This window comes from Cyanobium sp. NS01 (assembly GCF_014280235.1).
Classification (GTDB): Bacteria; Cyanobacteriota; Cyanobacteriia; order PCC-6307; family Cyanobiaceae; genus NIES-981.
On sequence record NZ_CP047940.1, the window covers coordinates 2,207,108 to 2,232,146 of the forward strand.

A 25,039-nucleotide genomic window follows, 5' to 3' on the forward strand; every position below is an offset into this window, starting at 1 on the left:
CTCGGTGGCTCAGGGCCCAGGTCGATGCACCATTATCTGGGCCGGTGGAGGCGGCTTCAAGGCGTGCCGAGCCGCCAGCGGTGGAACCGCTCCAGCAGCCCCAGCAGCCGCTGGGGAGCCTGGGCCTTCTTCCAGGCCCCGGCGGCGTACTTGTTCACCTCAGCGAAGGTGGGGTAGGCGTGAATCGTGCCGAAGATCCGGCTGAGGCCGAGCCCCCAGCGCATCGCCAGCACAAACTCCGCCAGCAGCTCGCCGGCATGCTCGGCCACGATCGTGGCCCCCAGGATCGTGTCCTTGCCTGGGGCGGTGAGCACCTTCACGAAGCCCCGCTCGGCGCTCTCCACGATGGCCCGGTCGAGCTCGTGCAGGGGCACCCGCGTCACCTCCACAGGGATCTGCAGGGCCGAGGCCTCCGTTTCGGTGAGGCCCACCGTGGCCACTTCCGGATCGGTGAAGGTGGTGCGGGGGATCACCCGGTAGTCGGTCTTGAACCGCCGCACGCTGCCGAACAGGGCATTCACCGCGGCATACCAGGCCTGATGGGAGGCGGTGTGGGTGAACTGGAAGGGGCCTGCCACGTCACCGGCGGCATAGATGTTGGGGTAGAGGGTCTGGAGGTAGTCGTTGGTGGTGATCGTGTCGCCGCTGGGGATGCCCAGCTCCTCGAGGCCATAGCCCTCCAGCCTGGCCCTGCGGCCCAGGGCGCAGAGCACCGCATCGCAGGCGATCGAGCGGCTGGCTCCCTCGTGCTCCAGCAGCACCTGGGCCGTGGGCTGGGCTGCCGCACCTGGCGGGGTCGCGGCAAAGCCCAGCACCCTGGACTGCAGCAGCAGCTGCACGCCATCGGCCTCAAGAGCCCGGCGCACCTCCTCGGCCACGTCGGCATCTTCCTTACGGAGCAGCCGCTCGCCGCGGTGGATCAGGGTCACGGGCAGGCCCAGCTGGGCCAGAGCCTGGGAGAGCTCACAGCCGATCGGTCCGCCGCCCAGCACCGCCAGCCGTGGCCGCTCCAGGGGGCACTCGCGCAGCCAGCTCCACAGCGTTTCGCTGCTCAGCAGCGGCACCTGCGAGGCTCCCGGCAGGTCGGGCAGCACCGGAGCGGCACCGGTGGCCAGCACGATCGAGCGGCCGCTGAGCCGCTGCTCCTGGCCATCCCGGCCGCGGATCGCCACGGTCCAGGGATCCAGCAGGCGGGCATGGCCCTTCACCACTTCCACCCCCAGCGCCTCATAGCGCTCCACGCTGTCGTGGGGAGCCACGGCGGCCACCTTGGCCGCCACCCGCTCCAGCACCTGCCGCACCGAGAGGCTCGGCTCCACCGGCCTGAGGCCGTAGCGATCTGCCCGGCGCATGCGGGCCGCCAGCCGCGCCGAGGCGATCAGGGCCTTGCTGGGCACGCAGCCGGTGTTGAGGCAGTCGCCGCCCATCGCCTCCGCCTCGATCAGGGTGACGCGGGCTTTCACCGTGGCCGCGATGTAGGCCGTCACCAGCCCGGCGGCACCGGCCCCGATCACGATCAGGTTGCGATCGAAGCGGCGCGGACGGTTCCAGGGGCGGTAGAGCCGCCAGATGGCCAGGCGGTCGGTGGCGGCGCGGGCCAGCCAGGGGAACAGGGCCAGCAGGGCGAAGGAGAGCAGCAGGGGCGGCGACAGGATGCCGTCGAGGCCGCGCAACTGAGCCAGCTGGGTACCGGCGTTCACGTACACCAGGGTGCCCGGCAGCATGCCCAGCTGGCTGGTGAGGTAATAGGCCCCGGCCCGCATGGGGGTGAGCGCCATCAGCAGGTTCACCAGGAAAAAGGGAAACACTGGCGCCAGGCGCAGGGTGAGCAGATAGAGCACGCCGTCGCGCCGCACTCCCGCTTCAATCGGTGCGAGTTGGCGCCCGAAGCGCCGCTGCACCAGATCGCGCAGCAGGGTGCGGGCCAGCAGGAAGGCCAGCAGGGCGCCGGCGCTGGAGGCAAACGACACCAGCAGCGTGCCGAGGCCGAGGCCGAACAGGGCGCCGCCGGCCAGGGTGAGCACCGCCGCCCCAGGCAGCGACAGGGCCGTGACCACCACGTACACGGCCATGTAGGTGAGGGCGCTCGGCAGGGGCGCCTGCTGACGCCACCCCTGCAGGGAACCCTGGGCCTGCTGCAGGGCCTCGAGGGTGAGGAAGCGCTGCAGGCCAAACCCGAAGAACAGGGCCACCACCAGGGCAATCGCAGCCAGTAGGGAGAGCTTGCGCCAGCGGCCGCCGGACTGCTCCGGCTCAGGGGAGTCGTCGCCCGTGGAGGAGGCTTCTGAGGGGGGAGTCATGGGAGCCGGCGGTCTTCCTCTCTACCTTCGGGGGGCTGGAGCGGATTCGGGGCCCTGGGCTCCGCTGAGCTCGGCTCAGAGTCGCACTTTGGTCACCGCAGCCTGAATCGGCCGGCGCTGAGTCCCGATGTCGATCGGGCTGCGGGTGAAGATCTCCACCCGGATGCCCAGCCGGGCCACCACCACCACGGCCCGGGCCAGCAGAGCGGCGACCACCACCGCAGCGCCTGGCCAGAGCAGGGCGCGCAGGGGCAGGCAGCTGCTGACGGGCACGACACCCGCCCCGGCCAGCAGATGGTTGAGCAGCAGGCCCAAGACGGCACCGCCGATCAGCAGGGCCAGCGAACGGGGTTGGAAGAGAGCAGGCATCAGACCACGGGCCCTTGGCGGTTGCGGAGAACGGAACTCTCAACCTATGGCTGCGGCCGTGGATGCAGCCGCTGGACACGGCCACACCTTCAGGCGCTCCTTAAGTGAGCAGGGAGCCCTCCACGAAGGGGACTCCCTGCAGCAGCGACTGGAGATTCGTACCGGTGATGCGAGCGATGTCGTTGAGGGCTTCATGGGTCAGAAACGCCTGGTGCGCCGTGATCAGCACATTGGGGAAGGTGAGCATCCGTGCCAGCAGATCATCCTGCAACACCGTTCCGGAAAGATCCTCGAAAAACACCCCTTCCTCCTCCTCATACACATCCAGTGCCACCCCACCCAGGCGCCCGGACTTCAGGCCTTCGATCAGGGCCACGGTATCAATCAGGCCACCCCGGCTCACATTCACGAGGATCACACCGGGCTTCATGCAGTCAATGGTCTCTCGGCGAATGATGTGATGGGTTTCGGCTGTCAGGGGAACATGGAGGGAGATCACATCGCTGAGGCTGGAGAGAGTGATCGGATCCACATAGGTGATCCCCTCTCGTGCCGCCCAGGCCGGATCGGGATAGGGGTCGTAAGCCACAACCACCATGCCGAAGCCCCGGAGGATCCTGGCCAGGATGCGCCCGATCTTGCCCGTTCCCACAATGCCCGCCGTGCGGCCATTGAGATCAAAACCCACCAGGCCCTGCAGAGAGAAATTGTGTTCCCGCACCCGGTTGAACGAACGATGCACCTGGCGATTGAGGGTGAGCAGCAGAGCCACGGCATGCTCGGCCACGGCATTGGGGGAGTAGACGGGCACGCGGGTCACGGCAACACCGAGATCGCGGGCCGCCTGGAGATCCACGTTGTTGAAGCCGGTGCAGCGCAGGGCCACCAGCTCGACGCCCCGGCTGGCCAGGGATTCGAGGCAGTGCTTGTCAATCGCGTCATTGACGAACACGCACACAGCCCGAGCCCCATCGGCGGTGCCGGCCGTGTCCACGCTCAGGCGAAAATTCAGAAAGCGCAGGTCCACATCAGGGCCAGCCGCCGCCGGCAGATGCAGCAGGTCGTAGGGCTTTGTGTCATAGACAGCCACAGAGCATTGCATCCTCTGCATGAAGATTGTGGGGAGCAGTACGGTTGTGACCGAAGCACTCTAGCCACGCCTCGTCAGCCCACCGGCCCTGGCCCCGGCTCGTCAGGAAAGCCGGAAATGTTCAGCCATGGATGGCGTCACAGAGATCTCTTCAGGGTCGGATTCCCATGACCATTAGAATCTGTTTGCCAAGCGCAGAAATGACCCCACGGCAACATCCTCCGCAACACAGACTCTCCCTGAACACACATCCTTCCTGAACACAGATGCTTCCTGAACCGAGGCGCCGCCAGACAACGGCTTGACTCGGGGGCCTTATAGCCCACCCGCTGCACGGCAAGGATGATCAGCTCGGCTGCCGCCGGGGTGCTGAGGACCGGCCGGAGCACCCCACAGGCGCGCACGTTGTCGCCATGCATCGCCGATGGCATGGCCCGCGGCTGAGCAGGCCGGCCCGCGGCCGACTCCGACCCCAATGAGCTTCTAGGCTTCCAGCCTTGTGAGCCCCTGCAGGGTCCCCGCTGATGCCTCTGCTGCCGCGCTGGCGCTACATGACCGATGAGGCCAAGGCCCTCACCAGAAGAACGGCGGTGTCGGCCCTGGTCGTGCTGGCGGTGGTGCTGGTGTTCCGCTCCCTGCTTCCCTGGGTGTTGGTGGCTGTGGCTGCCTGGTGGCTCTGGAAGGCGTTCAGCCGATGAACCTATGGATTCCGGGCAGCAGCCGCCTGGAAGCCGAAGTGAACGCGGCAGATGCATCGCCTGATCTGATCCAAGCCAGCAGAAAATCACATATTCAATCAATAGGTGCTCCTGATTGGCGATCAGCATCAGATCTTTAGCTTTGCTCCTGAGAGGTGCTTGACAGGCCTTGGCACGAAGGCGGCAGACGCGGTCAACAAACAACGCATCAAGCTTTGCCTTGAGGCCTGGTCTTGTGGATTCACACGCCTGTGCAAGTTGTAGCCACCACCTGCCTTCAGACTGAGCCTGCAAGACCCGCTCAACGCCCGCGTTGGCCTGGTGAATCAGCGCGACACCACAGCCATGACCAGCCCATCCCTGCCGCCGATCGCGGGACGAGAAGCCGAGATCCTCGGCCTGGTGGAGCAACGCGGCCCCGCTGTTCGATCTCCCCAGGGGCGCAGCCTGGAGCAGATCCGCTCCGGTTTTGCCTGTGCCCTCCACATGCACCAACCCACGATTCCGGCCGGCGTTGATGGTGCACTCATCTCCCATCTCCAGTACATGCTGGAGCATCCGGAGGAAGGTGATAACCACAACGCAGAGCCCTTTGCCCAGTGCTACAGGCGCCTCGCTGAGATTATCCCCCAGCTGATTCAAGAGGGTTGCGACCCTCGGATCATGCTGGATTACTCAGGCAACCTGCTCTGGGGCTTTGAGCAGATGGGCCGCCGCGACATCCTCGAGGCCCTGAAACGCCTCAGCTGCGATCCCAGCCTGCAGCCCCATGTGGAATGGCTCGGCAGCTTCTGGAGCCATGCCGTTGCTCCGTCCACTCCCATTCCAGACCTCAAGCTGCAGATCCTGGCCTGGCAACAGCATTTTGAAACCTTGTTTGGCGCTGAGGCTCTGCAGCGGGTGAAGGGGTTTTCACTGCCGGAGATGCATCTCCCCAACCATCCCGACAGCCTCTACGAACTGGTGAAGGCCCTGCAGGAGTGCGGCTATGAGTGGCTGCTGGTTCAGGAGCACAGCGTGGAAAACCTGGACGGTTCCAGCCTCAGCCATGGCCAGAAGTACGGTCCCAATCAGCTGGTGGCATGCAATTCCTCTGGTGCTACGTTGTCCATCACAGTTCTGATCAAAACCCAGGGCTCCGATACCAAGCTGGTGGGCCAGATGCAGCCCTGTTATGAGGCCCTTGGACTAGAGCCCCTGCAGCTGGCGGGAACCACAATTCCCGCCCTGGTGTCCCAGATTGCCGATGGGGAGAATGGTGGCGTGATGATGAACGAGTTCCCCTCCGCCTTCATCCAGGCCCATCACAGGATTGCCGCCCAGGGCAGCGAATCGGGCCCTGGCCCGGCCACGGTGGCCATCAACGGCAGCGACTACCTCGAACGACTTGCTGCGGCCGGAGTCAGCTCAGCGGACTATCCCAGAGTTCAGGCGATCCATCACCACAAGCTGTGGCAGGTCGTGGACGAGCGCACGGCGGGCGGACCCCCCACCCCCGAGGCCACCGAAGCCGCCATCGCCGAGCTCCAGGCCAGCGACCCCGAGTTCTCGATGGCGGGAGCCTCCTGGACCAACGACCTCAGCTGGGTGGAGGGCTACGCCAACGTGCTGGAGCCGATGCAGCGGCTCAGTGCCCGCTTTCACCAGGTGTTCGATCCCCTGGTGGAGAACGATCCCTCCGTCACCAGCACCGCGCCCTACCAGAACGCCCTGCTGCATCTGCTGCTGCTGGAAACCAGCTGCTTCCGCTACTGGGGCCAGGGAACCTGGACCGACTACGCCCGCGAGATCCACCGGCGCGGTGAGGCCGCCATCGATGCCGCCGCCGCCCCTGGCCTCGAGCAACACCAAGGAGCTGATTAGGAGGAAGGGGCCAGGGGCGGCCGAGGGCTTTCGTCAGCACCCGGTGCCGGCGACCCCCCCGCGCTGCGCTCCAGCCTGTCCTTGCAGGTGGAGCACAACAGCCGCCCTTTCTGCTCCCGATAGAGCCGCACCGACCGCTCGATCTGAACGCCGCAGCCCGAACAGGCGAACAGGGGGCTCATCGGCATCTCCAGGGTCGTCCTGGCTACCGGAGCCGGGGTCCAGCTGCAGTGTCATGCAGCACCGAAGGGGTGGAGACCGGGGTAGGTCCCCCTGAAACAGATGTCCTTCAAATCCCGCTGAGACAGATGATCTGATCCAGGAAGCATGAACTCATTCAGTTCCACTAGATCCCCTTGAGGCAAGTCTCCCGATCACGATCTGAACAACTTCACTGAGAGCACCGTTGCGGCATGGAGACCGCAGGCGGCCTGCGGGTGCCCTCGTAAAGAGTTGTTCGAGTGGTTACTGTCTTGGTCCAGCAGCCCTCCTGTGGGTGGCACAAAACGGCCCTGGCCAAGGCGTTTTGCGTCAGTTGACGGAATCCAGCTGGCATGCCTGGATGCCATCAGTGATGCAACCTTGGCGGAATAGCTTCATGAGTACGTCACAACACTTTATTCTGCTTCGGGATCTCAATCAAGGGCGCCGTTTCACTGGCCTGTCCAGCCCTTCCCTGCCCTACCCGGGCGTGCGCAGTTTTGGCCTCGAACCGGCCGCCGACCTGCCCCCGGAACCCGCGATCAGCCTGGAGACGCTCAGCCCTGCGGACCTGCGCGACGCCGCCCGTGACCCCGACGTGCTCGGCGTGGCCCGCTCCATGCCCACGCGCCTGATCTCCCCCACACCATCGGACGCCCCCGGTGCACCCGCGGCCGCGGCCACGGGCCCCACCTGGGGCGTACGGGCCGTGGGGGCTGACCGCAGCAGCTTCGACGGCTCAGGGGTGAGCGTGGCCATCCTCGATACGGGCATCGACCGCAACCACCCCGCCTTCGCGGGAATGGCGATCACCGAGCTGGATTTCAGCGGCGACGGCGATGGCGATGTCAACGGCCACGGCACCCACTGCGCCGGCACAGTGTTTGGCCGCGACGTGGACGGCCAGCGCATCGGTGTGGCCCGGGGCGTGAGCACGGCGCTGATCGGCAAGGTGCTGGGCGATCAGGGCGGCGGCGGTTCCGAGATGCTGTTCAACGGCATGGAGTGGGCCATCCGCAACAACGCCCAGGTGCTGTCGATGTCGCTCGGCTTTGATTTCCCCGGCCTGGCGGCCAACCTGATCAGCCAGGGCTGGCCCGAGGCCCTGGCCACCAGCGCGGCCCTGGAGGGCTACCGCATGAACCTGCGCATGTTCGATCGTCTGCTGGCCATGCTGGAAGCCCGCGCCGCCTTCAACGGCGGCACCGTGGTGGTGGCGGCCAGCGGCAACGAGTCCAGGCGGCCGCAGTTCGAGCTCTCGGCGTCGGTGCCGGCCGCGGCCCTGGGGGTGCTGTCGGTGGGCGCCCTCGGGGAGGGGCCAAGCGGCTTCACGGTGGCCTCGTTCTCGAACACCAACCCGGTGCTGGCCGCTCCGGGGGTGAATGTGGTGTCCGCCGCCACGGGCGGGGGGCTCACGGCCCTCAACGGCACGAGCATGGCGGCGCCCCACGTGGCCGGCGTGGCGGCCCTGTGGTGGCAGGCGATCCGCGAGCGCGGCGTGCCGGTGAACGCCGGTGCGGTGCAGGCCCGCCTGCGGGCCATGGCCAGCCTCGATGGCCTCGCCCCGGATCAGGACGTGCTCGACCGCGGCGACGGCATGGTGCAGGCCCCGTAGGGATCACCAGGGCAGCACGCTGCCGTTGGCATGCCAGAAGCTGCCCGAATTCTCCAGGCTGAGTGCGTCGATGCGCTGCAGCAGGCCCTCCACTGCCTCCTCGGCGCTGATCCCCTGGCTGGTGAAGCCCGTCATGCGGGTGCTCACCAGGCCTGGGTGCAGGATCGCCACGGCGATGCCACGCGGCCGCAGGTCGTGGGCCAGCGACTTGCCCGCCATGCCCAGCGCCACCTTCGACATCCGGTAGCCGTAGGAGCCGCCGGAGCTGTTGTCGGCGATCGAGCCCATGCGGCTGCTCATCAGCGCCAGCTTCGACCCCTGGTGCAGCTGGCTGAGCAGGGCCTGGGTGAGCCGCAGCGGCGCCACGGCATTGAGCTCGAACTGGCGTCGCAGGCTGGCTGGATCGAGGCGCTCCAGGCTGGTCCGCTCCAGCACACCGGCGTTGAGGATCACCACATCGAGGGGCAGGCCCTCCAGCCGCCGCACCAGATCCGCCACCGCCTCCTCGACCGTGAGGTCCACCCCCGCCTCGATGCGCACGCCCAGCTGCTCCAGCTCCGGTGAGGCCGTGCGGCACACCGCGATCACGCGGTCGCCGCGGGCCTGCAGCTGGCGGCAGTAGGCCATGCCGATGCCGCGGTTGGCGCCGGTGATCAGACAGGTGGCCATGGCGGAACCCCGGCGGCGGGGGGAGGGAGACCGCCGCACCCTCTCACCTCCCCTCGCCCCAGCCAAGACCTCCCCGCTCTGCTTGGGCCCTGGCTACGCCTGGCAGTGCCGGGTGAACGGTTCATGCCGGCATCGGGGGGTTCAATGGAGCCTCACAGCCCCCCTCGCAGAGATGGCCGAACGCCTGGTGGGCCACGTGGAGGCGCTGTGGCGCTACCCGCTCAAATCGATGCAGGGCGAGCGCCCGGTGCAGGTGGACGTGACCCCCGGCGGCATCTGCGGTGACCGGGCCTATGCCCTCTGGGACCACGCCACCCAGCGGGTGGCCAGTGCCAAGAACCCCCTGATCTGGCAGGCCCTGCTGGGCTATCGCGCCCGCTATGGCTCACCACCGCAGCCGGGTGAGCCCCTGCCGGCGCTGGCGATTGCGCCGGAACAGCCAAGCGCTGGCGCCCCAGCGGCCGCCCCCCTGCTGAGCAGCGATCCCGGCATCGATGCCGCCCTGTCCCGGCTGCTGGGGCGGCAGGTGAGCCTGCTGCACCAGGCCCCGGCGGGGGCCAGCCTGGATCAGTACTGGCCCGATGTGCCGGAACGGGATTTTCAGAATGTGGTGAACGAACTGCCGCTGCCGGAGGGCACGTTCTTTGATGCCTGCCCCATCCATGCCCTCACCACCGCCACCCTGGAGCGGCTGCGACAGCTGGAACCCCAGCTCGATTTCGCCGTGGAGCGCTTTCGCCCCAACCTGCTGATCCGCCCCTGCGGACCGGGCGAGGGGTTCGTGGAGCAGGAGTGGATCGGCGCTGATCTGCGCCTGGGCCGCGGGGCCCTGCTGCGGGTGGATGGCGACTGCCCCCGCTGCGTGGTCACCACCCTGGCCCAGGGCGGCCTGCCCCAGGAGATCGAGATCCTGCGGGCCACGGCTCGCCACAACAAGGTGGTGGCCGGGGTTCGCCTCTCGGTGCTGGAGCCGGGGGCCGTGGCCGTGGGGGATCCGGTGCTGCTCAGCTGAGGGAGGTGTCAGCGGCAGCCTCAGCGAAAGCCGCCCGGCTTACGGCGGCTGGTGGAGAGGGAGACATTGCCCACCGGCGCCGGCGCCGCCTTGGCCTGGGGCGGCACGGCCACCACGTTGAAAGCGAGGGAGAGGCGATCCCCCGCGCCCCGGAAGGGGGCGACGGAGTGCGGTTGCCAGGCGGGGAACACGTAGAAATCGCCCGGCACCGGCACCACGTAGTGGGCCATGCCGGTGCGGAAGCTCTGGATGTGCCAGTCCTCCGGGCCGTAGAAGCAGAGCTGGCCATCGAAGCGCTCCGCCGTGATCTGGGGGGGCACCTCCAGAAACACCACACCCGAGAAGGTGCCGCCGTGGGTGTGGGTGGGGTTGTAATCGCCGGCCCGCTGCACGTTCAGCCACACATCCACCAGCTGCAGCTGGTAGCGCCCCCGCGCCCAGGGGCCGTGGGCTTCGGGCGGCTGCTGGTCCACCACATGGCGGATCCAGCGCTCACAGGCCGGCAGCAGCACCTGGGCACAGAGCTCCACCACCGGCGGATACTGGGGCCCCAGCTCCCGCTGCAGGGCCAGCTGGCCGGCCAGTTTCACCGAGGCATCCGGGGCCACACCAGGCTCGGCCCGCACGCTGTGGGCCAGCTGCTGCAGGTCCGACAGCAAGGGGCCGGGCAACTCACCCTTCAGCAGGTGGCGGGGGAAGAGGCTCAACACCTCCATGCGGGGTTCCATGGCGCTGCAGGACATCCCGCAGAACTCTTGCAGATGCCCGCACTGTTGGACGGCACAGCCGATGGGATCAGCTGTGCATGCGCGGCTCGGGGTGCAGCTCCGCCAGCAGCGAGGCCTCCAGGCTGGCCAGCTGCTCCAGCCGCGCTACCAGCTGCGGGCGCGGCCAGCGCTGCTCCGCCAGCACCCAGTAGAGGCCGAAGTGGCGGGCCTCGCTGGCCAGAAGCGCGGCGTAGAGGGCCCGCAGCTCGGGTTCCGGACTGTGGGCGGCCAGCAGGGCCATGCGCTCGTGGCTGCGGGCCTCGATCAGGCCGGCCACCAGCAGGGAATCCAGCAGCCGCTGCGGCTCCTGGCGCTGCACCGCCTTGGCCAGCCCGGCACCGTAGGGCGGCGGCGCCAGGGGCCGCAGGGCCCCACCGCGCCGCTGCAGCAGGGCCACCACCTGCTCGAAGTGCTCCAGCTCCTCCCGGGCCAGGGGGCTGAGCGCCAGGGCCAGGGCTGCGTCGCTGGGGTATCGGAACATCAGCTGCAGGGCCACCCCGGCGGCCTTGCGCTCGCAGTGCGCATGGTCGATCAACACCAGATCGGGGTGGGCGATCGCCTGTTCGAGCCAGGCCCGCTGGCTGGGGGCCGCCAGCCAGCGGATGCGCGCCGCGGCCGCAGGGTTAGGGGTTGAGACCTGCGTCACCGGCCGGCCCGCAGGTGGGCCACCAGGCCCTCCAGTCCCAGCAGGTAGCTGCCGGCGCCGAAGCCGCAGATCACCCCCACGGCCCTGTCGGCCAGATGGGAGTGGTGGCGGAAGGGCTCGCGGGCGTGGATGTTGCTGAGGTGCACCTCCACATAGGGGATCGCCACGGCCAGCAACGCATCCCGCAGGGCAATGGAAGTGTGGGTGTAGGCGGCGGCGTTGATCACGATGCCGTCCACGGCGCCGCGGCCCTGCTGGATCCGGTCCACCAGGGCGCCCTCGTGGTTGCTCTGGACGCAGTCGATGCTCACGCCCAGGGCCGTGGCGCGCTCGTGCAGATCGGCATTGATCTGCTCCAGGCTGGCGCTGCCGTAGAGCCCGGGTTCCCTGCTGCCCAGCAGGTTCAGGTTGGGTCCATGGAGGACAAGGAAGTGCATGGAGAACGGCCGGTGGCCGGCTTAGTCGGCTGGTAAGTTCTTGCGGTGTGGTTCGGGTCGGTGCCCGAGTGGTTAATGGGGGCGGACTGTAAATCCGCTGGCTCTGCCTACGTTGGTTCAAATCCAACCCGGCCCATCCTCCACATGCCCTTGTAGCTCAGTGGTAGAGCACTCCCTTGGTAAGGGAGAGGTCACGAGTTCAAATCTCGTCAAGGGCTCTTCTCCCCGGTGGCACCCCGGGGCAACCACACTGCCCCGGCTGGAGCCGGCACACTGCGGCCTCACGCTTCTGACGCCATGGCCCAGCCCAACAGCTCTCCGGCCGAGCCGGTGCTGGTGCTGAGTGAGGCGGAGCGCTTCAAGCTCGACGGCAGCGACGACGCCCTTTTCTATGCCGAGCCGCGCCTGGTGCATCATCTCGATGCCGGCTTCCGGCAGCGGCTCAGCGCCCTCTACCGCGAACGGATCCCCCCCTGCGCCACGGTGCTGGATCTGATGAGCAGCTGGGTGAGCCACCTGCCCGAAGACATCCAGTACGACACGGTGATCGGTCACGGCCTCAACGCCAGGGAGCTGGAGGCCAACCCCCGTCTCAACCGCCACTGGGTGCAGAACCTCAACAGCAGCCAGCGCCTGCCGCTGGAGGATGCCAGCGTCGACGCGGCCCTGATCGTGGCCGGCTGGCAATACCTGCAACAGCCGGAGGCCGTGGCGGCGGAGCTGCTGCGGGTGGTGCGCCCCCACGGGCAGCTGATCGTGGCCTTCTCGAACCGCATGTTCTTCCAGAAGGCACCCCAGATCTGGACCGACGGCGGCGATCGCGACCACCTCGCCTACGTGGCCAGGGTGCTGCTGGCCCAGGGCTGGGGTCAGCCGGAGCTGGTGGCCGAGGCCACCCGGGCGCCGGGGCCGCTCGGCTGGGTGGGAGGCCATGGCGATCCGTTCTTCGCCGTGATCAGCGCCCGCCCCTGGGGCTGAGCGGGGAGGGCCACGCTGCGCCGGGGGTATCCGTGAGACTGAAGCCACGCCTTGCCCTCGATGCCGTGACCGTGGAGAGCCCCCCAGCGCCTGCCGGCGCCCTGCTCAGCGTGGCTGTGGCCGCCATGCGCGACCCGGTGAGCCGGGGCCTCACCCAGCCGCTGGCCTGGCGGCTGGAGCAGCTGCAGCGCCTGGAGACGCTGCTCGACGAGCACGGCGAGGCCATCGCTGCGGCCCTGGCCGCTGATCTGGGCAAGCCCCCCGTGGAGGCCCACTTCGAGTTGGTGGCTGTGCGCCAGGAGCTGCGCCACAGCCGCCGCCAGCTGCGTCGCTGGATGGCTCCGCGCCGGGTGGCCCTGGATGTGGCCCTCAAGCCCGGTCGGGCCTGGGTGCAGCCCGAGCCCCTCGGCTGCGTGCTGATCATCGGCCCCTGGAACTATCCGGCCCAGCTCTGCCTGCATCCGCTCGTGAGCGCCCTGGCCGCCGGCAACACGGCGGTGATCAAACCCTCCGAGCACGCTCCCCACACCGCTGAGCTGCTGGCTCTGGCCGTGGCCGCCTCCTTTCCCCAGGAGGTGGTGCAGGTGGTGAGCGGCGACGGCGCTGTGGCGGCGGCCCTGCTGGAAGAGCGCTTCGATCACATCCTGTTCACCGGCGGCGGCCGCGTGGGGCGGCTGGTGATGGCGGCAGCGGCTCGCCATCTCACCCCGGTGACGCTGGAGCTGGGCGGCAAGAGTCCGGCGATCGTGCTCGACGACGCCGATCTGGCCGTGAGCGGCCGGCGACTGGCCTGGGGCAAGAGCCTCAACGCCGGCCAGACCTGCATCGCCCCCGACCACCTGCTGGTGGCCGCATCCGTGCGGGAGCCCCTGGTGCAGACAATCGCCGCCGAACTCACCAGCTTCTACGGCCCCGATCCCCTCGCCTCCCCCGACCTGGGCACGATCGTGAACCAGGCTCAGTACGAACGCCTGGAGGCCCTGCTGGAGGTGGCCCGCAGCCGCGGCCAGATCCTCCACGGCGGGGCCTGTGACCCCAGCCGCCGCAAGATCGCCCCCACCCTGGTGGCCGTGGCGGATGGCGACGATCCCCTCATGCAGGAGGAGCTGTTCGGACCGCTGCTGCCCGTGCTCAGCGTGGCCAACCTCGAGGAGGCCCTGGCCCAGGTGCGCTCACGGCCCAAACCCCTCGCCCTCTATCTCTTCAGCCGCTCGGAGGCCGCCCGCCAGCAGGTGCTGGCCGGCACCAGCTCCGGCTCGGTGTGCTTCAACGACGTGGTGATGCAGGCCGGGGCCACAGCCCTTCCCTTTGGAGGCGTCGGCGAGAGCGGCCTGGGCCGCTACCACGGCAAGGCCGGCTTCGACACCTTCTCCCACCAGCGCAGTGTGCTGAGCCGCCCCTTCTGGCTCGATCTGCCCGTGCGCTACCCGCCCTACGCCGGCAAGCTCGCGCTGGTGAAACGGCTGCTGGGCTGATCCAGCTGGGCCTGGGGGGCTGGACGAGGCGATCAGAGCCCTTACCTTGACGCCAGCTCTGCGTAGCGTCGATGCACCGTGCCCTTGCAGCCCTGGCCCTGGCGGTGGCGTCGCCGCTGCCCCTGCTCCTGGCTGGCCCCGCCCACGCCCAGGTGGTGGTCCGCTCCGGCGAAACCCTCTCTGAACTGGCCGAGCGCCACGGCGTGAGCCTCTCGGGATTGATGCAGGCCAACGGGATCAGCAACCCCGACCATGTGATGGTGGGCCAGACCCTGGTGATCCCCGGTTCCGGCCGCAGCGCGCCGCGGGCCTCCGGCAGTCGGGGCGGCAGGGTGACCGTGCAGCCCGGGGACACCCTCTCCGAAATCGCCGCCCGTGAAGGGGTGGGCCTGACGGCGCTGATGCAGGCCAACGGCCTCGGCAATGCCGACCACGTGATGGTGGGCGAGCAGCTGCTGATCCCGGGCGGGGGGCGCAGCAGCGCCGCCGCTGCCGCCGGCGCGTCCCGCAAGAGCACCCCCACGGCGCCCTACACGGTGAAGGGCGGCGAAACCCTCTCCGACATCGCCGCTCACTTCGGCACCAGCACTGAGCGGCTGATCCAGATCAACGGGATCAGTGACCCCGACCACGTCATGGCCGGCTCGCGGCTGCAGATCCCCGTCCGCCCCGGCTCCCGCCCTGCCGCGAAGAGCTCCAGCTCCGCGAAGGCCTCCGCCACGGCGAAGGAGCACGTGGTGAGCCCTGGCGAGAGCCTGGGCGACATCGCCAGCCGCTACGGCACATCGGTGGCCCGTCTCAGCGCCCTCAACGGGCTTGACAATCCGGATCTGGTGTTAGCCGGCACGCGTCTCAAGCTGGTGGGCAACCCGCCCGCCAAGACCGCGGCGGCACCCGCCGCCAAAGCGGCCGCCAAGCCCGTCGCCAAACCTGTTGCCCAGCCTGTCGCCAAGCCCATGGCGCAGCCAGAGCCCAGCCCCACTCCAGATCAGACGGCGGCGGCGCAGGAGCCCGCCAGCACCACCTCGCCCCCAAGCACCTCCTCTGAAGCGCCCACAGAAGAACCTGCCGCCGCTCCAGCCGCCCAGCAGCCCCTGATTCAGGCCAGCGGTGCCCTGGCGCCCCGCGCCGAGACCGCAGCCGATGGCCTGGCCCCAAGGGCCAGCATGGCTCCCGCAGCCACAGCCACGGCGGCCACGGCCACGGCAGCCGCCGCAAGCCAAGCCGACGCGGCAGTCAGCAGCGCCCGTGCCACCACCAGCTCACTGACCACCAGCAGCCGCCTTGCCCTGGCCACCGCCGGGGTGGGCAGCGTGAGCCAGGTCACCGCCGCCCCAGCCAAGGCAGCCAGCGCCGCGGCGACCAGCTCCACCATCGCCGCCCGGGCGGTCAGCAGCACGACCACCAGGCCCGCCGGCACCAGCACCTCAGCCAGCCCAGCCAGCGATGAGACCCACGACTGGCGCAGCTACGGGCCCCTGCAGGTGGACTGGGCCAATTGGAAGCCCATGGGCGGCAGCTACGTGGCCCCCACCCTCAACAGCGAAGGAGACCCCCTCTACCTTGCGATCAACTGCGGCGCTCGCAAGGTGAATGCCACCAGCCAGTCGGGCCAGTGGAACACCTGGGAAGACCCCACCGACGACCACGAGCAGAAGCTGGTGACCGATCTCTGCAAGACCAAGGGGGGCTGACGCTCAGGCCGCCCAGGGCAGCGGCCAGGGCTGGCGCAGGTAGTGCCGACCCGTGGGTTGCAGATAGAGGCGCTGGGCCCCGTCATCGCTCTCGCTGAGCAGCTCCTCCTGCACCAGGCGCCGCGCCAGCCAGGCCCAGCGCTCCTCTGCCTGAAGCTCATCTGCCTGAAGCTCCCCTGTGTCCCCGGCGCCGGCTCCGGCCAGATCGGCCGCCAGACTGCGCAGGTCGCGGCCGTCCCGGGGCAGCAGCGCCTCCAGCAGCGCGGTGGCCTGGGGGGCCCAGTCCTGACGCTGGTCCTGGCGCTGGCAGCGGTCGCAACGGCCACAGGGTGCCACCACCTCGCCCACGGCCAGCAGCAGGGCCTGTTCGCGGCACCCCTCGCCCTCCGCCACGGCCTCCATGCGGCGCAGCTGCCGCTGGGCCAGCTCCACCCGGCCCTGGTGGCGCGCGTCAGCCAGCCGGGCTGCAGCGGCCCCCGCTCCCCGGATCGCCCAGCCCAGAGAGCTGCGATCCCCCGGGTCGAACAGCACCAGGCAGTGGGCCGGCAGGCCGTCGCGGCCCGCCCTGCCGGACTCCTGCAGATAGCCCTCCGCACTGGCGGGCAGATCGAGGTGCAGCACCAGCCCCACATCGGGGCGATCCACACCCATCCCGAAGGCCACGGTGGCCACCAGCACGGGGTTCGGCTGCCGCTGGAAGTGTTCCAGGGCCAGCTGACGGCTCTCGGCGTCCAGCCCGGCGTGGTAGGCGATGGCCTCGCGGCCGCTGGCGGTGAGCCGGCTGGCCCACTGCTCCACCGAGCGGCGGGTGCGGGCATAGATCAGCACGGCACCATGGCTGCGCTCCAGGGCCTCCAGCACCGCCGGCAGCGGATCGGCAGGCCGTCGCCGCATCGTGTAGGTGAGGTTGGCGCGGCGGGCGGAGCGCACCTGCACCAGGGGCCGGCGCAGCTGCAGCAGGCGGATGATGTCGGCGCGCACCCGCGGCGCGGCCGTGGCACTCAGGGCCACCAGCGGCACCCCCGGACACAGGGCCCGCAGCTGGCCGAGGCGGCGGTAGTCGGGGCGGAAGTCGTGCCCCCAGGCGCTGATGCAGTGGGCCTCGTCCACGGCCAGGGCCACCAGCCGGCCGGTGTCGAGCACCTCCTCCAGCAGGCGGCGCGTGGCCTCCCCCTGCAACCGCTCCGGGGCCAGGTAGAGCAGCCGCAGCCGCCCCTGCCGCAGGCTCCGGTGCAGGCCCAGGCGCTCCGCAGGCCCCAGGCCGCTGTGCAGACAGGCCGCCGCGATGCCATGGCGCTGCAGCTGCATCACCTGGTCCTGCATCAGGGCCACCAGGGGGGAGATCACCAGCACCAGCCCCTCGCGCACGAGGGCGGGCAGCTGAAAGCAGAGCGACTTGCCACCGCCCGTGGGCAGCACCGCGAGGCAGTCCTGCCCGGCCAGCAGGGCTTCCACCACCGGCCGCTGGCCCCGACGGAACTCATGCCAACCGAAATGGCGACGCAGCGCGTCGGCCAGCCGATCCGCTCCGGGATTCAGGGGAGTCGCCGGCGCTGACGACACCGGGGCCGGCGAAGCCAACGAGGCAGCGTCCGGACCGGGAGACACCAAGATCACCACAGCTAGTGCCATACAACCTTAATCGGCCCCAGATGTGGGGTGGATCAGGGCAACGGCGGGGCCGGCAACTGCTCGGGGCTCTCCTCCACCAGCTGCAGCCGCAGCCGCTTGCCGCCGGCCAGCTCCCCCAGAGACACGCGCAGCACGTTGCCGCTGAGTGACTGCAGGGCGGTGAGCAGGTCGCGCAGGTGGGGCGTGCTGCTGCCGCTCTCCACCCAGAGCCTCTCCTGCAATCCGCCCAGCCGCCGCCAGCTGGTGTGCAGCTTCAGGGCGGCCGCCTCCAGGGCCTGGGCCTGACCCACCGCATCGGCCAGCAGGCCCAGGGCGTCGAGGCGTTGGGCCTCCTGCAGGGCCTTCTCGAACTGCAGGTCTCCCTGCTGAAAGGCCCGCACCGCCAGGGCCGCCTCCGCCGCCTTGGAGAGCCAGCGGGCGGTGCTGGTCACGTCGCGGATGCGCTCGAGCTCGGGCTCCTCCCGCAGCACCCGGCGCAGGTCGTCCTGCTGCTCCTCCGGCAACTTGGCCAGCTCCTTCACCAGGGGCGCCACCGCCCGCGGCGGCAGCAGGTTCTCGGCGGTGCGCTGGCGGATCTCCTCAGGCAGCAGGGGGCTGGTGGCGGCGGTGAACTCGTCGCTGAGGCGCCGCACCTGCTTGCGGGTGATCTGCTGGCCCTCGTTGGCGGCCTCCGAGATCATCAGCTGCACCTCCGGATCCGCCTGGGCCGTTTCCAGGAAGGCCCGCTTCGAGAAGTTGTTCACGCTCTCCTCCTCCAGCAACCCCTCGCCCACCAGGTCCTGGGCCGATTCGGCCAGCTGGATCAAGGTGTAGGCGCGGGTCTTGCTGATTTCCCGCTCCCGCAGCCACTGCAGAAAGCCGGTGCCGCGGCCCTCGCCGCCGCGCTTTTCGCGATCCCGCACCGCCCGCAGGATCCGCCCCCGCCAGATCTCCGTCTGTAGGTCGAAGCGGTCGCACACGGCCCAGGCCTCCTCGAGGCGGGCCAGGAACTCCATGGTGCTGATCGTGTCGCTGTCCGGATCGGGCAGCTCCAGGGAGAGAACGGGCGGGGCGGAGAGCTCCGTGGGCGCCATGGGCCGGTGCCGGCAGCAGTGCCGCCGATGCTCCCACGGGTGCGGTTCGGGCAAGGGCGACGAAACGTGACGCCACCGCCAACCGCCCCTGGCGGGCCGGGTATCTTCCTCTACGACAGCCTCCGAATCCACAGCGCAGCGATGGCTATTTCCCGCGGCGACAAAGTGCGCATCAAGCGCCCCGAGTCCTACTGGTTCAACGAAGTCGGCACCGTCGCCTCGGTCGACACCTCCGGGATCCGCTACCCGGTGGTGGTTCGCTTCGACAAGGTGAACTACACCGGCTACAGCGGCTCCGAGGGGGGCATCAACACCAACAACTTCGCCGAAGCCGAACTCGACAAGGCCTGAGCCTCGGCTCAGGGCCCATGGCGGATCCCCCTGCCATGGGAGCGCAGGATCGTTGACGCCCAGCCCCGCTCAGCTTCGCCGTGCCGGAACTTCCAGAAGTTGAAACGGTGCGGCGGGGCTTGGAGCAACGCACCCGGGGCTTCACGATCCAGCGGGCCGCCGTGCTGCGGGCCAGGGCCGTGGCCAGCCCCACCGATCCAGCGGCTTTCATCGAGGCCCTGCAGGGCTGCAGGGTGGAGAGCTGGAGCCGCCGGGGCAAGTATCTGATGGCGGACCTCAGCCGCGAGGGCTGTGATGCGGGCCATTGGGGCGTGCACCTGCGGATGACGGGGCAGTTTCTCTGGCTTGAGCAGTCGCGGGAGCCCTGCTCCCATACCAGGGTGCAGTTCTGGAATCCCGCTGGCCAGGAGCTGCGCTTCATCGACACCCGCAGCTTCGGCCAGATGTGGTGGGTGCCACCCGAGCAGCCGCTTGAGGCCGTGATCACCGGCCTGCAGCGGCTGGGCCCCGAGCCCCTGGGCCCGGATTTCACGGCCACCTATCTGCGCCAGCGGCTGCGAGGCTCCAGCCGCCCGATCAAGAACGCCCTGCTGGATCAGGCCGTGGTGGCCGGTGTGGGCAACATCTACGCCGATGAAGGCCTGTTCGCCGCCGGGATCCGCCCCCACTCCCCCAGCGGCAGCCTCAGTCGCACCCGGCTGGAGGGCCTGCGCCAGGCCCTGGTGGAGGTGCTCAGCATCAGCATCGGCGCCGGCGGCACCACCTTCAGCGACTTCCGCGACCTCACGGGCACCAACGGCAACTACGGCGGCGTGGCCCTGGTGTATCGCCGCGGCGGCGAGCCCTGCCGGCGTTGCGGCCAACCGATCCAGCGTCAGAAGCTGGCGGGCCGCAGCAGCCACTGGTGCCCGAACTGCCAGTCATGACTGCCAGCCATGACAATGGAAACCGTGCAGTCCCTTAGCCCGAGCGCCCCGACCTTGACCAGTTCTCCTGCAAGCCGTGTCCAACCAGCCCAAGTCCGCTGAACTGGCCAGCGCCCTCAGCAGGGCGATGACAGACATTCACCAACGCGGCTGGTGTGACGGCACAGGCGGCAACTTCAGCTGCGTGCTCAGCACCTCCCCCCTGACCCTGTTGATGGCGCCCAGCGGGGTGGATAAAGGAGCTGTAGTACCTGAGAGCTTGATCACTGTGGATGGTGACGGCCGCGTGCTGCAGGGCAAGGGCAGGGCCAGTGCCGAAACGCGCCTGCACATGACGATCGTGGAGACCACCGGCGCCGGGGCGGTGCTGCACACCCACTCCCAGGCAGGCACGTTGCTGTCGCTGCAACATCGGCCCAGGGACGGCGGAGTGGGCTGTTTCAGCATCAGCGATCTGGAAATGATTAAGGGCCTCGAAGGCATGAACACCCACGCCACCACTGTGCAGTTGCCGGTGCTGGCCAACGACCAGGACCTCAAGCGACTGAGTGCGCTGGCGCGACCGCTCCTGAGAGACGCCCCCAAGGGCCTCCTGGTCGCTGGCCATGGTCTCTATGTGTGGGGCAAGGATCTGCAGCAGGCCCGCCGTCACCTGGAAATCCATGAATTCCTTCTGGAGCAGGCCTGGCGGCAGCTGTTGCTTCAGGCGCTGCTGGACTCGCCTGCAACCCAGTCCTGAAGACGTTGTCCGTGCCTCCCGTGAACCCCGTAGCGCCCCAAAGCCCCAGCCCCGGTCCGATCGTGCAGGTGCGAGGCGTGAGCCACGTACTCCTGGACATCGAAGGCACGACCTGCCCGGTGAGCTACGTCGCCGATCAGCTTTTCCCCTATGCGGAGCACCGCATGGCGGGCTACCTCGAAGATCATGGCGAGAGCGCCGTTGTTCAGGCACTCCTACGGGAGAGCCTACAAGCCCTGGAGCAGGATCCCGATCCAGCTGCCGTAGCGCTGCGGGGGAAAAGCAACGCTTGCCCCCTTGAGTATCTGAAGCTCTTGATGCAACAAGACCGAAAACTCACCCCACTCAAGGAGCTCCAGGGACTGATCTGGGAAGCTGGATACAGCAGCGGCGAACTCCGCGCACCGTTGTACCCGGACGTGGCCCAGGCCATCAGGCGCTGGCTGGACCAGGCGCTCGTTCTGGCCGTGTATTCCTCCGGGTCGGTGAAGGCGCAGCAACTGCTCTATGGCCACAGCACCAGTGGTGATCTGAAGGCCTGCTTCCAGCATTGGTTCGACACCCGGATCGGAGCGAAACAGCAAGCCGCCAGCTACCGGGCCATCGCTGAAACCATGAACGTGCCCCCCTGTCGCGTGCTCTTCATCAGCGATGCCCTGGCCGAGTGCGAAGCAGCCAAGGCGGCTGGCCTCCAGGCTTTATTCAGCTCTCGTCCAGGGAATCCGGCCCGTGCGTGCGGCAGCTTCCCGGTGGTCGACACCTACGACAACCTGGAGATCGTCTGCACCTAGATCGGCCAGTCACCACCATGGCGCAGCAACCAACAACTGATGGGCGCTACGGACAATCGGCACAAAAAAAGGCCACCCATTCTTGGGTGGCCTTTTTGATCATCGGAGCAAAGCACAAAAAGTTTTACCTGGCATCGACCTATTTTCTCAGGGGGCTTCCCCCCAACTATCGTCGGCGCTGCAGCGTTTCACAACCGAGTTCGAGATGGATCGGTGTGGTTCCACTGCGCCATGGACACCAGGATAGAAGACTCATCATGGAGCCTTCTGCTTCTTGTCTTGCTCTCAGGTTGAACCCTGAGAACTGCATAGGTTAGATCAGCTCCAGACAACCTTGACGGCCATCTCTTGCTCATCCTCTGGAAACAAGCTGTTAAGAGCTCAAGTTGATGGTCAAGCCCTCGGTCTATTAGTACTCCTCCGCTTCACACATTACTGCGCTTCCACGTAGAGCCTATCAACGGGTGTTCTTCCCGTGACCTTACTGGGTTAACCCATGGGAATACTCATCTTGAGGTGGGCTTCCCACTTAGATGCTTTCAGCGGTTATCCTCTCCGCACATGGCTACCCAGCGTTTACCGTTGGCACGATAACTGGTACACCAGAGGTGCGTTCCTCCCGGTCCTCTCGTACTAGGGAGAAATCCTCTCAATATTCCTGCGCATGCACCGGATATGGACCGAACTGTCTCACGACGTTCTGAACCCAGCTCGCGTACCGCTTTAATGGGCGAACAGCCCAACCCTTGGGACCGACTTCAGCCCCAGGTTGCGATGAGCCGACATCGAGGTGCCAAACCTCCCCGTCGATGTGAACTCTTGGGGGAGATCAGCCTGTTATCCCTAGAGTAACTTTTATCCGTTGAGCGACGGCCCTTCCACGCAGAACCGTCGGATCACTAAAGCCGAGTTTCCTCCCTGTTCGACTTGTAGGTCTCACAGTCAAGCTTGCTTCTGCTTTTACACTCGTCGGCTGATTTCCAACCAGCCTGAGCAAACCTTTGCGCGCCTCCGTTACCTTTTAGGAGGCGACCGCCCCAGTCAAACTGCCCACCTGATACTGTCCAGCCCCCGGATAACGGGTGGCTGTTAGAACTCTAGCTCGGAAAGAGTGGTATCTCACCAGTGGCTCACCATCACCCACAAGCAATGGTTCATAGCCTCCCACCTATCCTGCGCATTCCGAGCCCGAGCACAATACCAAGCTACAGTAAAGCTTCATAGGGTCTTTCTGTCCGGGTGCACGTAGTCCGCATCTTCACAGACAATTCTATTTCGCCGAGCCTCTCTCCGAGACAGCGCCCAGATCGTTACGCCTTTCGTGCGGGTCGGAACTTACCCGACAAGGAATTTCGCTACCTTAGGACCGTTATAGTTACGGCCGCCGTTCACCGGGGCTTCAGTCGCTAGCTTCGCTTACGCTGACCAGCTTCCTTAACCTTCCGGCACTGGGCAGGCGTCAGCCCCCATACATCGTCTTGCGACTTAGCGGAGACCTGTGTTTTTGGTAAACAGTCGCCTGGGCCTCTTCACTGCGACCACCTTGCGGTGGCACCCCTTCTCCCGAAGTTACGGGGCCATTTTGCCGAGTTCCTTAGAGAGAGTTATCTCGCGCCCCTCGGTATTCTCTACCACCCCACCTGTGTCGGTTTCGGGTACAGGCCATCATGCCTTAACGGGTATAGGGCTTTTCTTGGAAGCTTGACGTCACCCACTTCGCTGCCGTAGCAGCTCGTACTCACGCCTCAGCTCAGGATGTTTTCTCCACCCCTCAACGCCTCGAACGCTTGAACCAGTAACCAACGTCTGGCTGGGCTAGCCTTCTCCGTCCCCCTTCCCAAAACATGACAGGTACAGGAATGTTAACCTGTTGTCCATCGACTACGCCTTTCGGCCTCGCCTTAGGTCCTGACTAACCCTCCGCGGACGAGCCTGCCGGAGGAACCCTTAGGGTTTCGGGGCATGGGATTCTCACCCATGTTTTCGCTACTCAAGCCGACATTCTCACTTCCATGCAGTCCACGCCCGCTTACGCTAACGCTTCACCCCACATGGAACGCTCCCCTACCACTTGATTGTTCCTAAGAACAATTAAATCCGCAGCTTCGGTACAATGCTTAGCCCCGTTCATTTTCGGCGCAGGATCGCTCGACCAGTGAGCTATTACGCACTCCTTTGAGGATGGCTGCTTCTGGGCAAACCTCCTGGTTGTCTGGGCAATCCCACCTCCTTTATCACTCAGCATTGATTTGGGGACCTTAGCTGGCGGTCTGGGCTGTTTCCCTTTCGACCATGGAGCTTATCCCCCACAGTCTGACTGCCTTGCTACACACAGGGTATTCAGAGTTCGTCTCGATTTGGTACCGCTCTCGCAGCCCGCACCGAAACGGTGGCTTTACCCCCCTGCTGGAGCACAAGACGCTACGCCTCAACGTATTTCGGGGAGAACCAGCTAGCTCCGGGTTCGATTGGCATTTCACCCCTAACCACAGCTCATCCGCTGGTTTTTCAACACCAGTCGGTTCGGACCTCCACTTGGTATCACCCAAGCTTCATCCTGGCCATGGTTAGATCACCCGGGTTCGGGTCTATAAACACTGACGATCGCCCTATTCAGACTCGCTTTCGCTATGGCTCCACCATTCCCGGTTTAACCTGCCAGTGCCTATAAGTCGCCGGCTCATTCTTCAACAGGCACACGGTCACCCGATCAGTCGGGCTCCCATTGCTTGTAAGCTCACGGTTTCATGTTCTATTTCACTCCCCTCCCGGGGTTCTTTTCACCTTTCCCTCGCGGTACTGTTGCGCTATCGGTCACACAGGAGTACTTAGCCTTACGAGGTGGTCCTCGCGGATTCACACGGAATTTCACGTGCTCCGTGCTACTCGGGATTCAGCTAGGCCAGTTTCGTTTTCGGTTACGGGGCTTTCACCCTCTATGGCGCGCCATTCAAACGCTTCTCCTAACGTCCCTGGTCCACGTTGCTGTCCCACAACCCCGATGCTCGAAAGCATCGGTTTAGGCTCTTCCCCGTTCGCTCGCCGCTACTGAGGGAGTCGTTTTTACTTTCCTTTCCTCCAGCTACTAAGATGTTTCAGTTCGCTGGGTTGGCTCGCGCCACCCTATGGATTCAGGTGGCCGTTCTAGGGGTTGCCCCATTCGGAAATTCCCGGATCAATGCGTGTTTCCAGCTCCCCGAGACTTATCGCAGGTAACTACGTCCTTCATCGCCTCTGTGTGCCAAGGTATCCACCGTGAGCCCTTTGTAGCTTGACCATTTCATCTCCCAGTGCTTCAGGCTGTTGAGGCCTATTCTCTCAACATTCACCTGCTCCCTTGCGGTTGCGGTTTGAATGAAGGATCAAACTCTTCACTCCTCGGCGGAGTGCTAAGAACACTGGAAGTTCTCGGCTCTTAACTTCATAGAATTGATTTGATCTCATCTGGATCTTTCAATCCATCTGAAATCAAACATCCATGAGATGCTTTATTTCCAGATTCACCTATGCAGTTGTCAAGGTTCTTCGCCAAACCCTCAGCCACTAAAACATCTAAAATGCTCTAGCCACTGGGAGTCCAGCATCATGCCACCACCTGAAACGATGGAGGCATGAGGCTGGAGTCGCGCTTGGGCTCACACCAATACCGGTTTACCGATACTGGCTTGTTACCGATACTGTCTTGGTCACGTCTCCCTCAGGACTGATCTCCT

General features: G+C 66.7%; 21 protein-coding genes, 2 tRNA genes and 2 rRNA genes. 13 read left to right on the forward strand and 12 right to left on the reverse strand.

Translation table 11 applies throughout. The features are described from left to right. Window positions 1-56 precede the first annotated feature (56 nt). The 3 genes from CyaNS01_RS11545 to CyaNS01_RS11555 form a co-directional block, all read right to left on the reverse strand. On the reverse strand, window positions 57-2,300 hold the full coding sequence (locus CyaNS01_RS11545; protein WP_186697197.1) for an FAD-dependent oxidoreductase: 2,244 nt from the start codon (window positions 2,298-2,300) through the stop codon (window positions 57-59). Window positions 2,301-2,375: 75 nt separating this feature from the next. Further along, window positions 2,376-2,669, reverse strand: a complete 294-nt coding sequence (locus tag CyaNS01_RS14645; protein WP_225875663.1) for a hypothetical protein — start codon at window positions 2,667-2,669, stop codon at window positions 2,376-2,378. Window positions 2,670-2,769: 100 nt separating this feature from the next. Next, complete coding sequence (locus tag CyaNS01_RS11555; protein WP_186697198.1) at window positions 2,770-3,771, reverse strand: 2-hydroxyacid dehydrogenase; 1,002 nt, start codon at window positions 3,769-3,771, stop codon at window positions 2,770-2,772. Between the two features lie 512 nt (window positions 3,772-4,283). On the opposite strand from CyaNS01_RS11555, the gene CyaNS01_RS11560 reads away from it, so the two are divergent. Beyond that, the gene (locus CyaNS01_RS11560) at window positions 4,284-4,457 is read left to right on the forward strand and encodes a hypothetical protein (protein ID WP_186697199.1); all 174 of its coding nucleotides are present in this window, start codon (window positions 4,284-4,286) and stop codon (window positions 4,455-4,457) included. A gap of 345 nt (window positions 4,458-4,802) precedes the next feature. Beyond that, the gene (locus CyaNS01_RS11565) at window positions 4,803-6,320 is read left to right on the forward strand and encodes a glycosyl hydrolase family 57 (protein WP_186697200.1); all 1,518 of its coding nucleotides are present in this window, start codon (window positions 4,803-4,805) and stop codon (window positions 6,318-6,320) included. Here the strand turns inward: CyaNS01_RS11565 and CyaNS01_RS11570 are convergent. Continuing rightward, a complete protein-coding gene (locus CyaNS01_RS11570; protein ID WP_186700893.1) occupies window positions 6,317-6,508 on the reverse strand; it encodes a hypothetical protein in 192 nt (63 codons plus the stop codon). The genes CyaNS01_RS11565 and CyaNS01_RS11570 overlap by 4 nt on opposite strands. Window positions 6,509-6,918: 410 nt before the next feature. Here CyaNS01_RS11570 and CyaNS01_RS11575 point away from each other — a divergent pair, with 410 nt between their 5' ends. Continuing rightward, window positions 6,919-8,136: a S8 family serine peptidase gene (locus tag CyaNS01_RS11575; protein ID WP_186697201.1), complete on the forward strand. Its 1,218-nt coding sequence runs from the start codon at window positions 6,919-6,921 to the stop codon at window positions 8,134-8,136. Window positions 8,137-8,139: 3 nt separating this feature from the next. On the opposite strand, the gene CyaNS01_RS11580 is transcribed toward CyaNS01_RS11575, so the two are convergent. Beyond that, window positions 8,140-8,805: an SDR family oxidoreductase gene (locus tag CyaNS01_RS11580; RefSeq protein WP_186697202.1), complete on the reverse strand. Its 666-nt coding sequence runs from the start codon at window positions 8,803-8,805 to the stop codon at window positions 8,140-8,142. Window positions 8,806-8,977: 172 nt separating this feature from the next. On the opposite strand from CyaNS01_RS11580, the gene CyaNS01_RS11585 reads away from it, so the two are divergent. Beyond that, the gene (locus CyaNS01_RS11585) at window positions 8,978-9,817 is read left to right on the forward strand and encodes an MOSC domain-containing protein (protein ID WP_186697203.1); all 840 of its coding nucleotides are present in this window, start codon (window positions 8,978-8,980) and stop codon (window positions 9,815-9,817) included. Between the two features lie 20 nt (window positions 9,818-9,837). Here the strand turns inward: CyaNS01_RS11585 and CyaNS01_RS11590 are convergent, their stop codons facing one another. The 3 genes from CyaNS01_RS11590 to aroQ all read right to left on the reverse strand — a co-directional run bounded on the left by CyaNS01_RS11590 (window position 9,838) and on the right by aroQ (window position 11,667). After that, the gene (locus CyaNS01_RS11590) at window positions 9,838-10,533 is read right to left on the reverse strand and encodes a putative 2OG-Fe(II) oxygenase (RefSeq protein ID WP_186700744.1); all 696 of its coding nucleotides are present in this window, start codon (window positions 10,531-10,533) and stop codon (window positions 9,838-9,840) included. A 79-nt stretch (window positions 10,534-10,612) separates the two neighbouring features. After that, a complete protein-coding gene (locus tag CyaNS01_RS11595) occupies window positions 10,613-11,230 on the reverse strand; it encodes a tRNA-(ms[2]io[6]A)-hydroxylase (RefSeq protein ID WP_186697204.1) in 618 nt (205 codons plus the stop codon). Continuing rightward, the gene (gene aroQ, locus CyaNS01_RS11600; RefSeq protein WP_186697205.1) at window positions 11,227-11,667 is read right to left on the reverse strand and encodes a type II 3-dehydroquinate dehydratase; all 441 of its coding nucleotides are present in this window, start codon (window positions 11,665-11,667) and stop codon (window positions 11,227-11,229) included. The genes CyaNS01_RS11595 and aroQ overlap by 4 nt, the downstream gene beginning before the upstream one ends. A gap of 54 nt (window positions 11,668-11,721) precedes the next feature. On the opposite strand from aroQ, the gene CyaNS01_RS11605 reads away from it, so the two are divergent. The 5 genes from CyaNS01_RS11605 to CyaNS01_RS14865 all read left to right on the forward strand — a co-directional run bounded on the left by CyaNS01_RS11605 (window position 11,722) and on the right by CyaNS01_RS14865 (window position 15,814). After that, window positions 11,722-11,803, forward strand: a tRNA-Tyr gene (locus CyaNS01_RS11605). 10 nt (window positions 11,804-11,813) lie between these two features. After that, window positions 11,814-11,885, forward strand: a tRNA-Thr gene (locus CyaNS01_RS11610). Between the two features lie 79 nt (window positions 11,886-11,964). Continuing rightward, complete coding sequence (locus CyaNS01_RS11615) at window positions 11,965-12,645, forward strand: class I SAM-dependent methyltransferase (RefSeq protein ID WP_186697206.1); 681 nt, start codon at window positions 11,965-11,967, stop codon at window positions 12,643-12,645. Between the two features lie 125 nt (window positions 12,646-12,770). Beyond that, on the forward strand, window positions 12,771-14,120 hold the full coding sequence (locus CyaNS01_RS11620; protein WP_186700745.1) for an aldehyde dehydrogenase family protein: 1,350 nt from the start codon (window positions 12,771-12,773) through the stop codon (window positions 14,118-14,120). Window positions 14,121-14,191: 71 nt separating this feature from the next. Continuing rightward, window positions 14,192-15,814, forward strand: a complete 1,623-nt coding sequence (locus tag CyaNS01_RS14865; protein WP_186697207.1) for a LysM domain-containing protein — start codon at window positions 14,192-14,194, stop codon at window positions 15,812-15,814. 3 nt (window positions 15,815-15,817) lie between these two features. Here the strand turns inward: CyaNS01_RS14865 and CyaNS01_RS11630 are convergent, their stop codons facing one another. Together CyaNS01_RS11630 and CyaNS01_RS11635 are read right to left on the reverse strand one after the other, a co-directional pair. Continuing rightward, window positions 15,818-17,446, reverse strand: a complete 1,629-nt coding sequence (locus tag CyaNS01_RS11630; protein ID WP_186697208.1) for an ATP-dependent DNA helicase RecQ — start codon at window positions 17,444-17,446, stop codon at window positions 15,818-15,820. A 32-nt stretch (window positions 17,447-17,478) separates the two neighbouring features. Further along, entirely contained in the window at window positions 17,479-18,519 is a 1,041-nt protein-coding gene (locus CyaNS01_RS11635; RefSeq protein WP_186697209.1) for a hypothetical protein, read from the reverse strand. 141 nt (window positions 18,520-18,660) lie between these two features. Here CyaNS01_RS11635 and CyaNS01_RS11640 point away from each other — a divergent pair, with 141 nt between their 5' ends. The 4 genes from CyaNS01_RS11640 to mtnC all read left to right on the forward strand — a co-directional run bounded on the left by CyaNS01_RS11640 (window position 18,661) and on the right by mtnC (window position 21,326). Beyond that, window positions 18,661-18,870, forward strand: a complete 210-nt coding sequence (locus CyaNS01_RS11640) for a photosystem I reaction center subunit IV (protein WP_186697210.1) — start codon at window positions 18,661-18,663, stop codon at window positions 18,868-18,870. 80 nt (window positions 18,871-18,950) lie between these two features. Beyond that, window positions 18,951-19,796, forward strand: coding sequence for a DNA-formamidopyrimidine glycosylase (locus CyaNS01_RS11645; protein ID WP_186697211.1), 846 nt, complete (start codon window positions 18,951-18,953; stop codon window positions 19,794-19,796). A 76-nt stretch (window positions 19,797-19,872) separates the two neighbouring features. Then, window positions 19,873-20,535 carry a methylthioribulose 1-phosphate dehydratase gene (mtnB, locus tag CyaNS01_RS11650; RefSeq protein WP_225875665.1) on the forward strand — a complete coding sequence of 221 codons (663 nt, stop codon included), beginning with the start codon at window positions 19,873-19,875 and terminating at the stop codon, window positions 20,533-20,535. An 11-nt stretch (window positions 20,536-20,546) separates the two neighbouring features. Further along, window positions 20,547-21,326, forward strand: coding sequence for an acireductone synthase (mtnC, locus tag CyaNS01_RS11655; protein ID WP_225875951.1), 780 nt, complete (start codon window positions 20,547-20,549; stop codon window positions 21,324-21,326). A 126-nt stretch (window positions 21,327-21,452) separates the two neighbouring features. Here the strand turns inward: mtnC and rrf are convergent. Together rrf and CyaNS01_RS11665 are read right to left on the reverse strand one after the other, a co-directional pair. After that, a 5S ribosomal RNA gene (gene rrf, locus CyaNS01_RS11660) occupies window positions 21,453-21,569 on the reverse strand. A 146-nt stretch (window positions 21,570-21,715) separates the two neighbouring features. After that, a 23S ribosomal RNA gene (locus CyaNS01_RS11665) occupies window positions 21,716-24,603 on the reverse strand. Between the last annotated feature and the right edge of the window lie 436 nt (window positions 24,604-25,039).

Excerpts from the sequence above, each read along its gene's own strand:
- CyaNS01_RS11545 (WP_186697197.1), bottom strand. The coding sequence starts at position 2,300 with ATGACTCCCCCCTCAGAAGCCTCCTCCACGGGCGACGACTCCCCTGAG.
- CyaNS01_RS14645 (WP_225875663.1), bottom strand. The coding sequence starts at position 2,669 with ATGCCTGCTCTCTTCCAACCCCGTTCGCTGGCCCTGCTGATCGGCGGT.
- CyaNS01_RS11555 (WP_186697198.1), bottom strand. The coding sequence starts at position 3,771 with ATGCAATGCTCTGTGGCTGTCTATGACACAAAGCCCTACGACCTGCTG.
- CyaNS01_RS11560 (WP_186697199.1), top strand. The coding sequence starts at position 4,284 with ATGCCTCTGCTGCCGCGCTGGCGCTACATGACCGATGAGGCCAAGGCC.
- CyaNS01_RS11565 (WP_186697200.1), top strand. The coding sequence starts at position 4,803 with ATGACCAGCCCATCCCTGCCGCCGATCGCGGGACGAGAAGCCGAGATC.
- CyaNS01_RS11570 (WP_186700893.1), bottom strand. The coding sequence starts at position 6,508 with ATGCCGATGAGCCCCCTGTTCGCCTGTTCGGGCTGCGGCGTTCAGATC.
- CyaNS01_RS11575 (WP_186697201.1), top strand. The coding sequence starts at position 6,919 with ATGAGTACGTCACAACACTTTATTCTGCTTCGGGATCTCAATCAAGGG.
- CyaNS01_RS11580 (WP_186697202.1), bottom strand. The coding sequence starts at position 8,805 with ATGGCCACCTGTCTGATCACCGGCGCCAACCGCGGCATCGGCATGGCC.
- CyaNS01_RS11585 (WP_186697203.1), top strand. The coding sequence starts at position 8,978 with ATGGCCGAACGCCTGGTGGGCCACGTGGAGGCGCTGTGGCGCTACCCG.
- CyaNS01_RS11590 (WP_186700744.1), bottom strand. The coding sequence starts at position 10,533 with ATGGAGGTGTTGAGCCTCTTCCCCCGCCACCTGCTGAAGGGTGAGTTG.
- aroQ (WP_186697205.1), bottom strand. The coding sequence starts at position 11,667 with ATGCACTTCCTTGTCCTCCATGGACCCAACCTGAACCTGCTGGGCAGC.
- CyaNS01_RS11615 (WP_186697206.1), top strand. The coding sequence starts at position 11,965 with ATGGCCCAGCCCAACAGCTCTCCGGCCGAGCCGGTGCTGGTGCTGAGT.
- CyaNS01_RS11620 (WP_186700745.1), top strand. The coding sequence starts at position 12,771 with ATGCGCGACCCGGTGAGCCGGGGCCTCACCCAGCCGCTGGCCTGGCGG.
- CyaNS01_RS14865 (WP_186697207.1), top strand. The coding sequence starts at position 14,192 with ATGCACCGTGCCCTTGCAGCCCTGGCCCTGGCGGTGGCGTCGCCGCTG.
- CyaNS01_RS11630 (WP_186697208.1), bottom strand. The coding sequence starts at position 17,446 with ATGGCACTAGCTGTGGTGATCTTGGTGTCTCCCGGTCCGGACGCTGCC.
- CyaNS01_RS11635 (WP_186697209.1), bottom strand. The coding sequence starts at position 18,519 with ATGGCGCCCACGGAGCTCTCCGCCCCGCCCGTTCTCTCCCTGGAGCTG.
- CyaNS01_RS11640 (WP_186697210.1), top strand. The coding sequence starts at position 18,661 with ATGGCTATTTCCCGCGGCGACAAAGTGCGCATCAAGCGCCCCGAGTCC.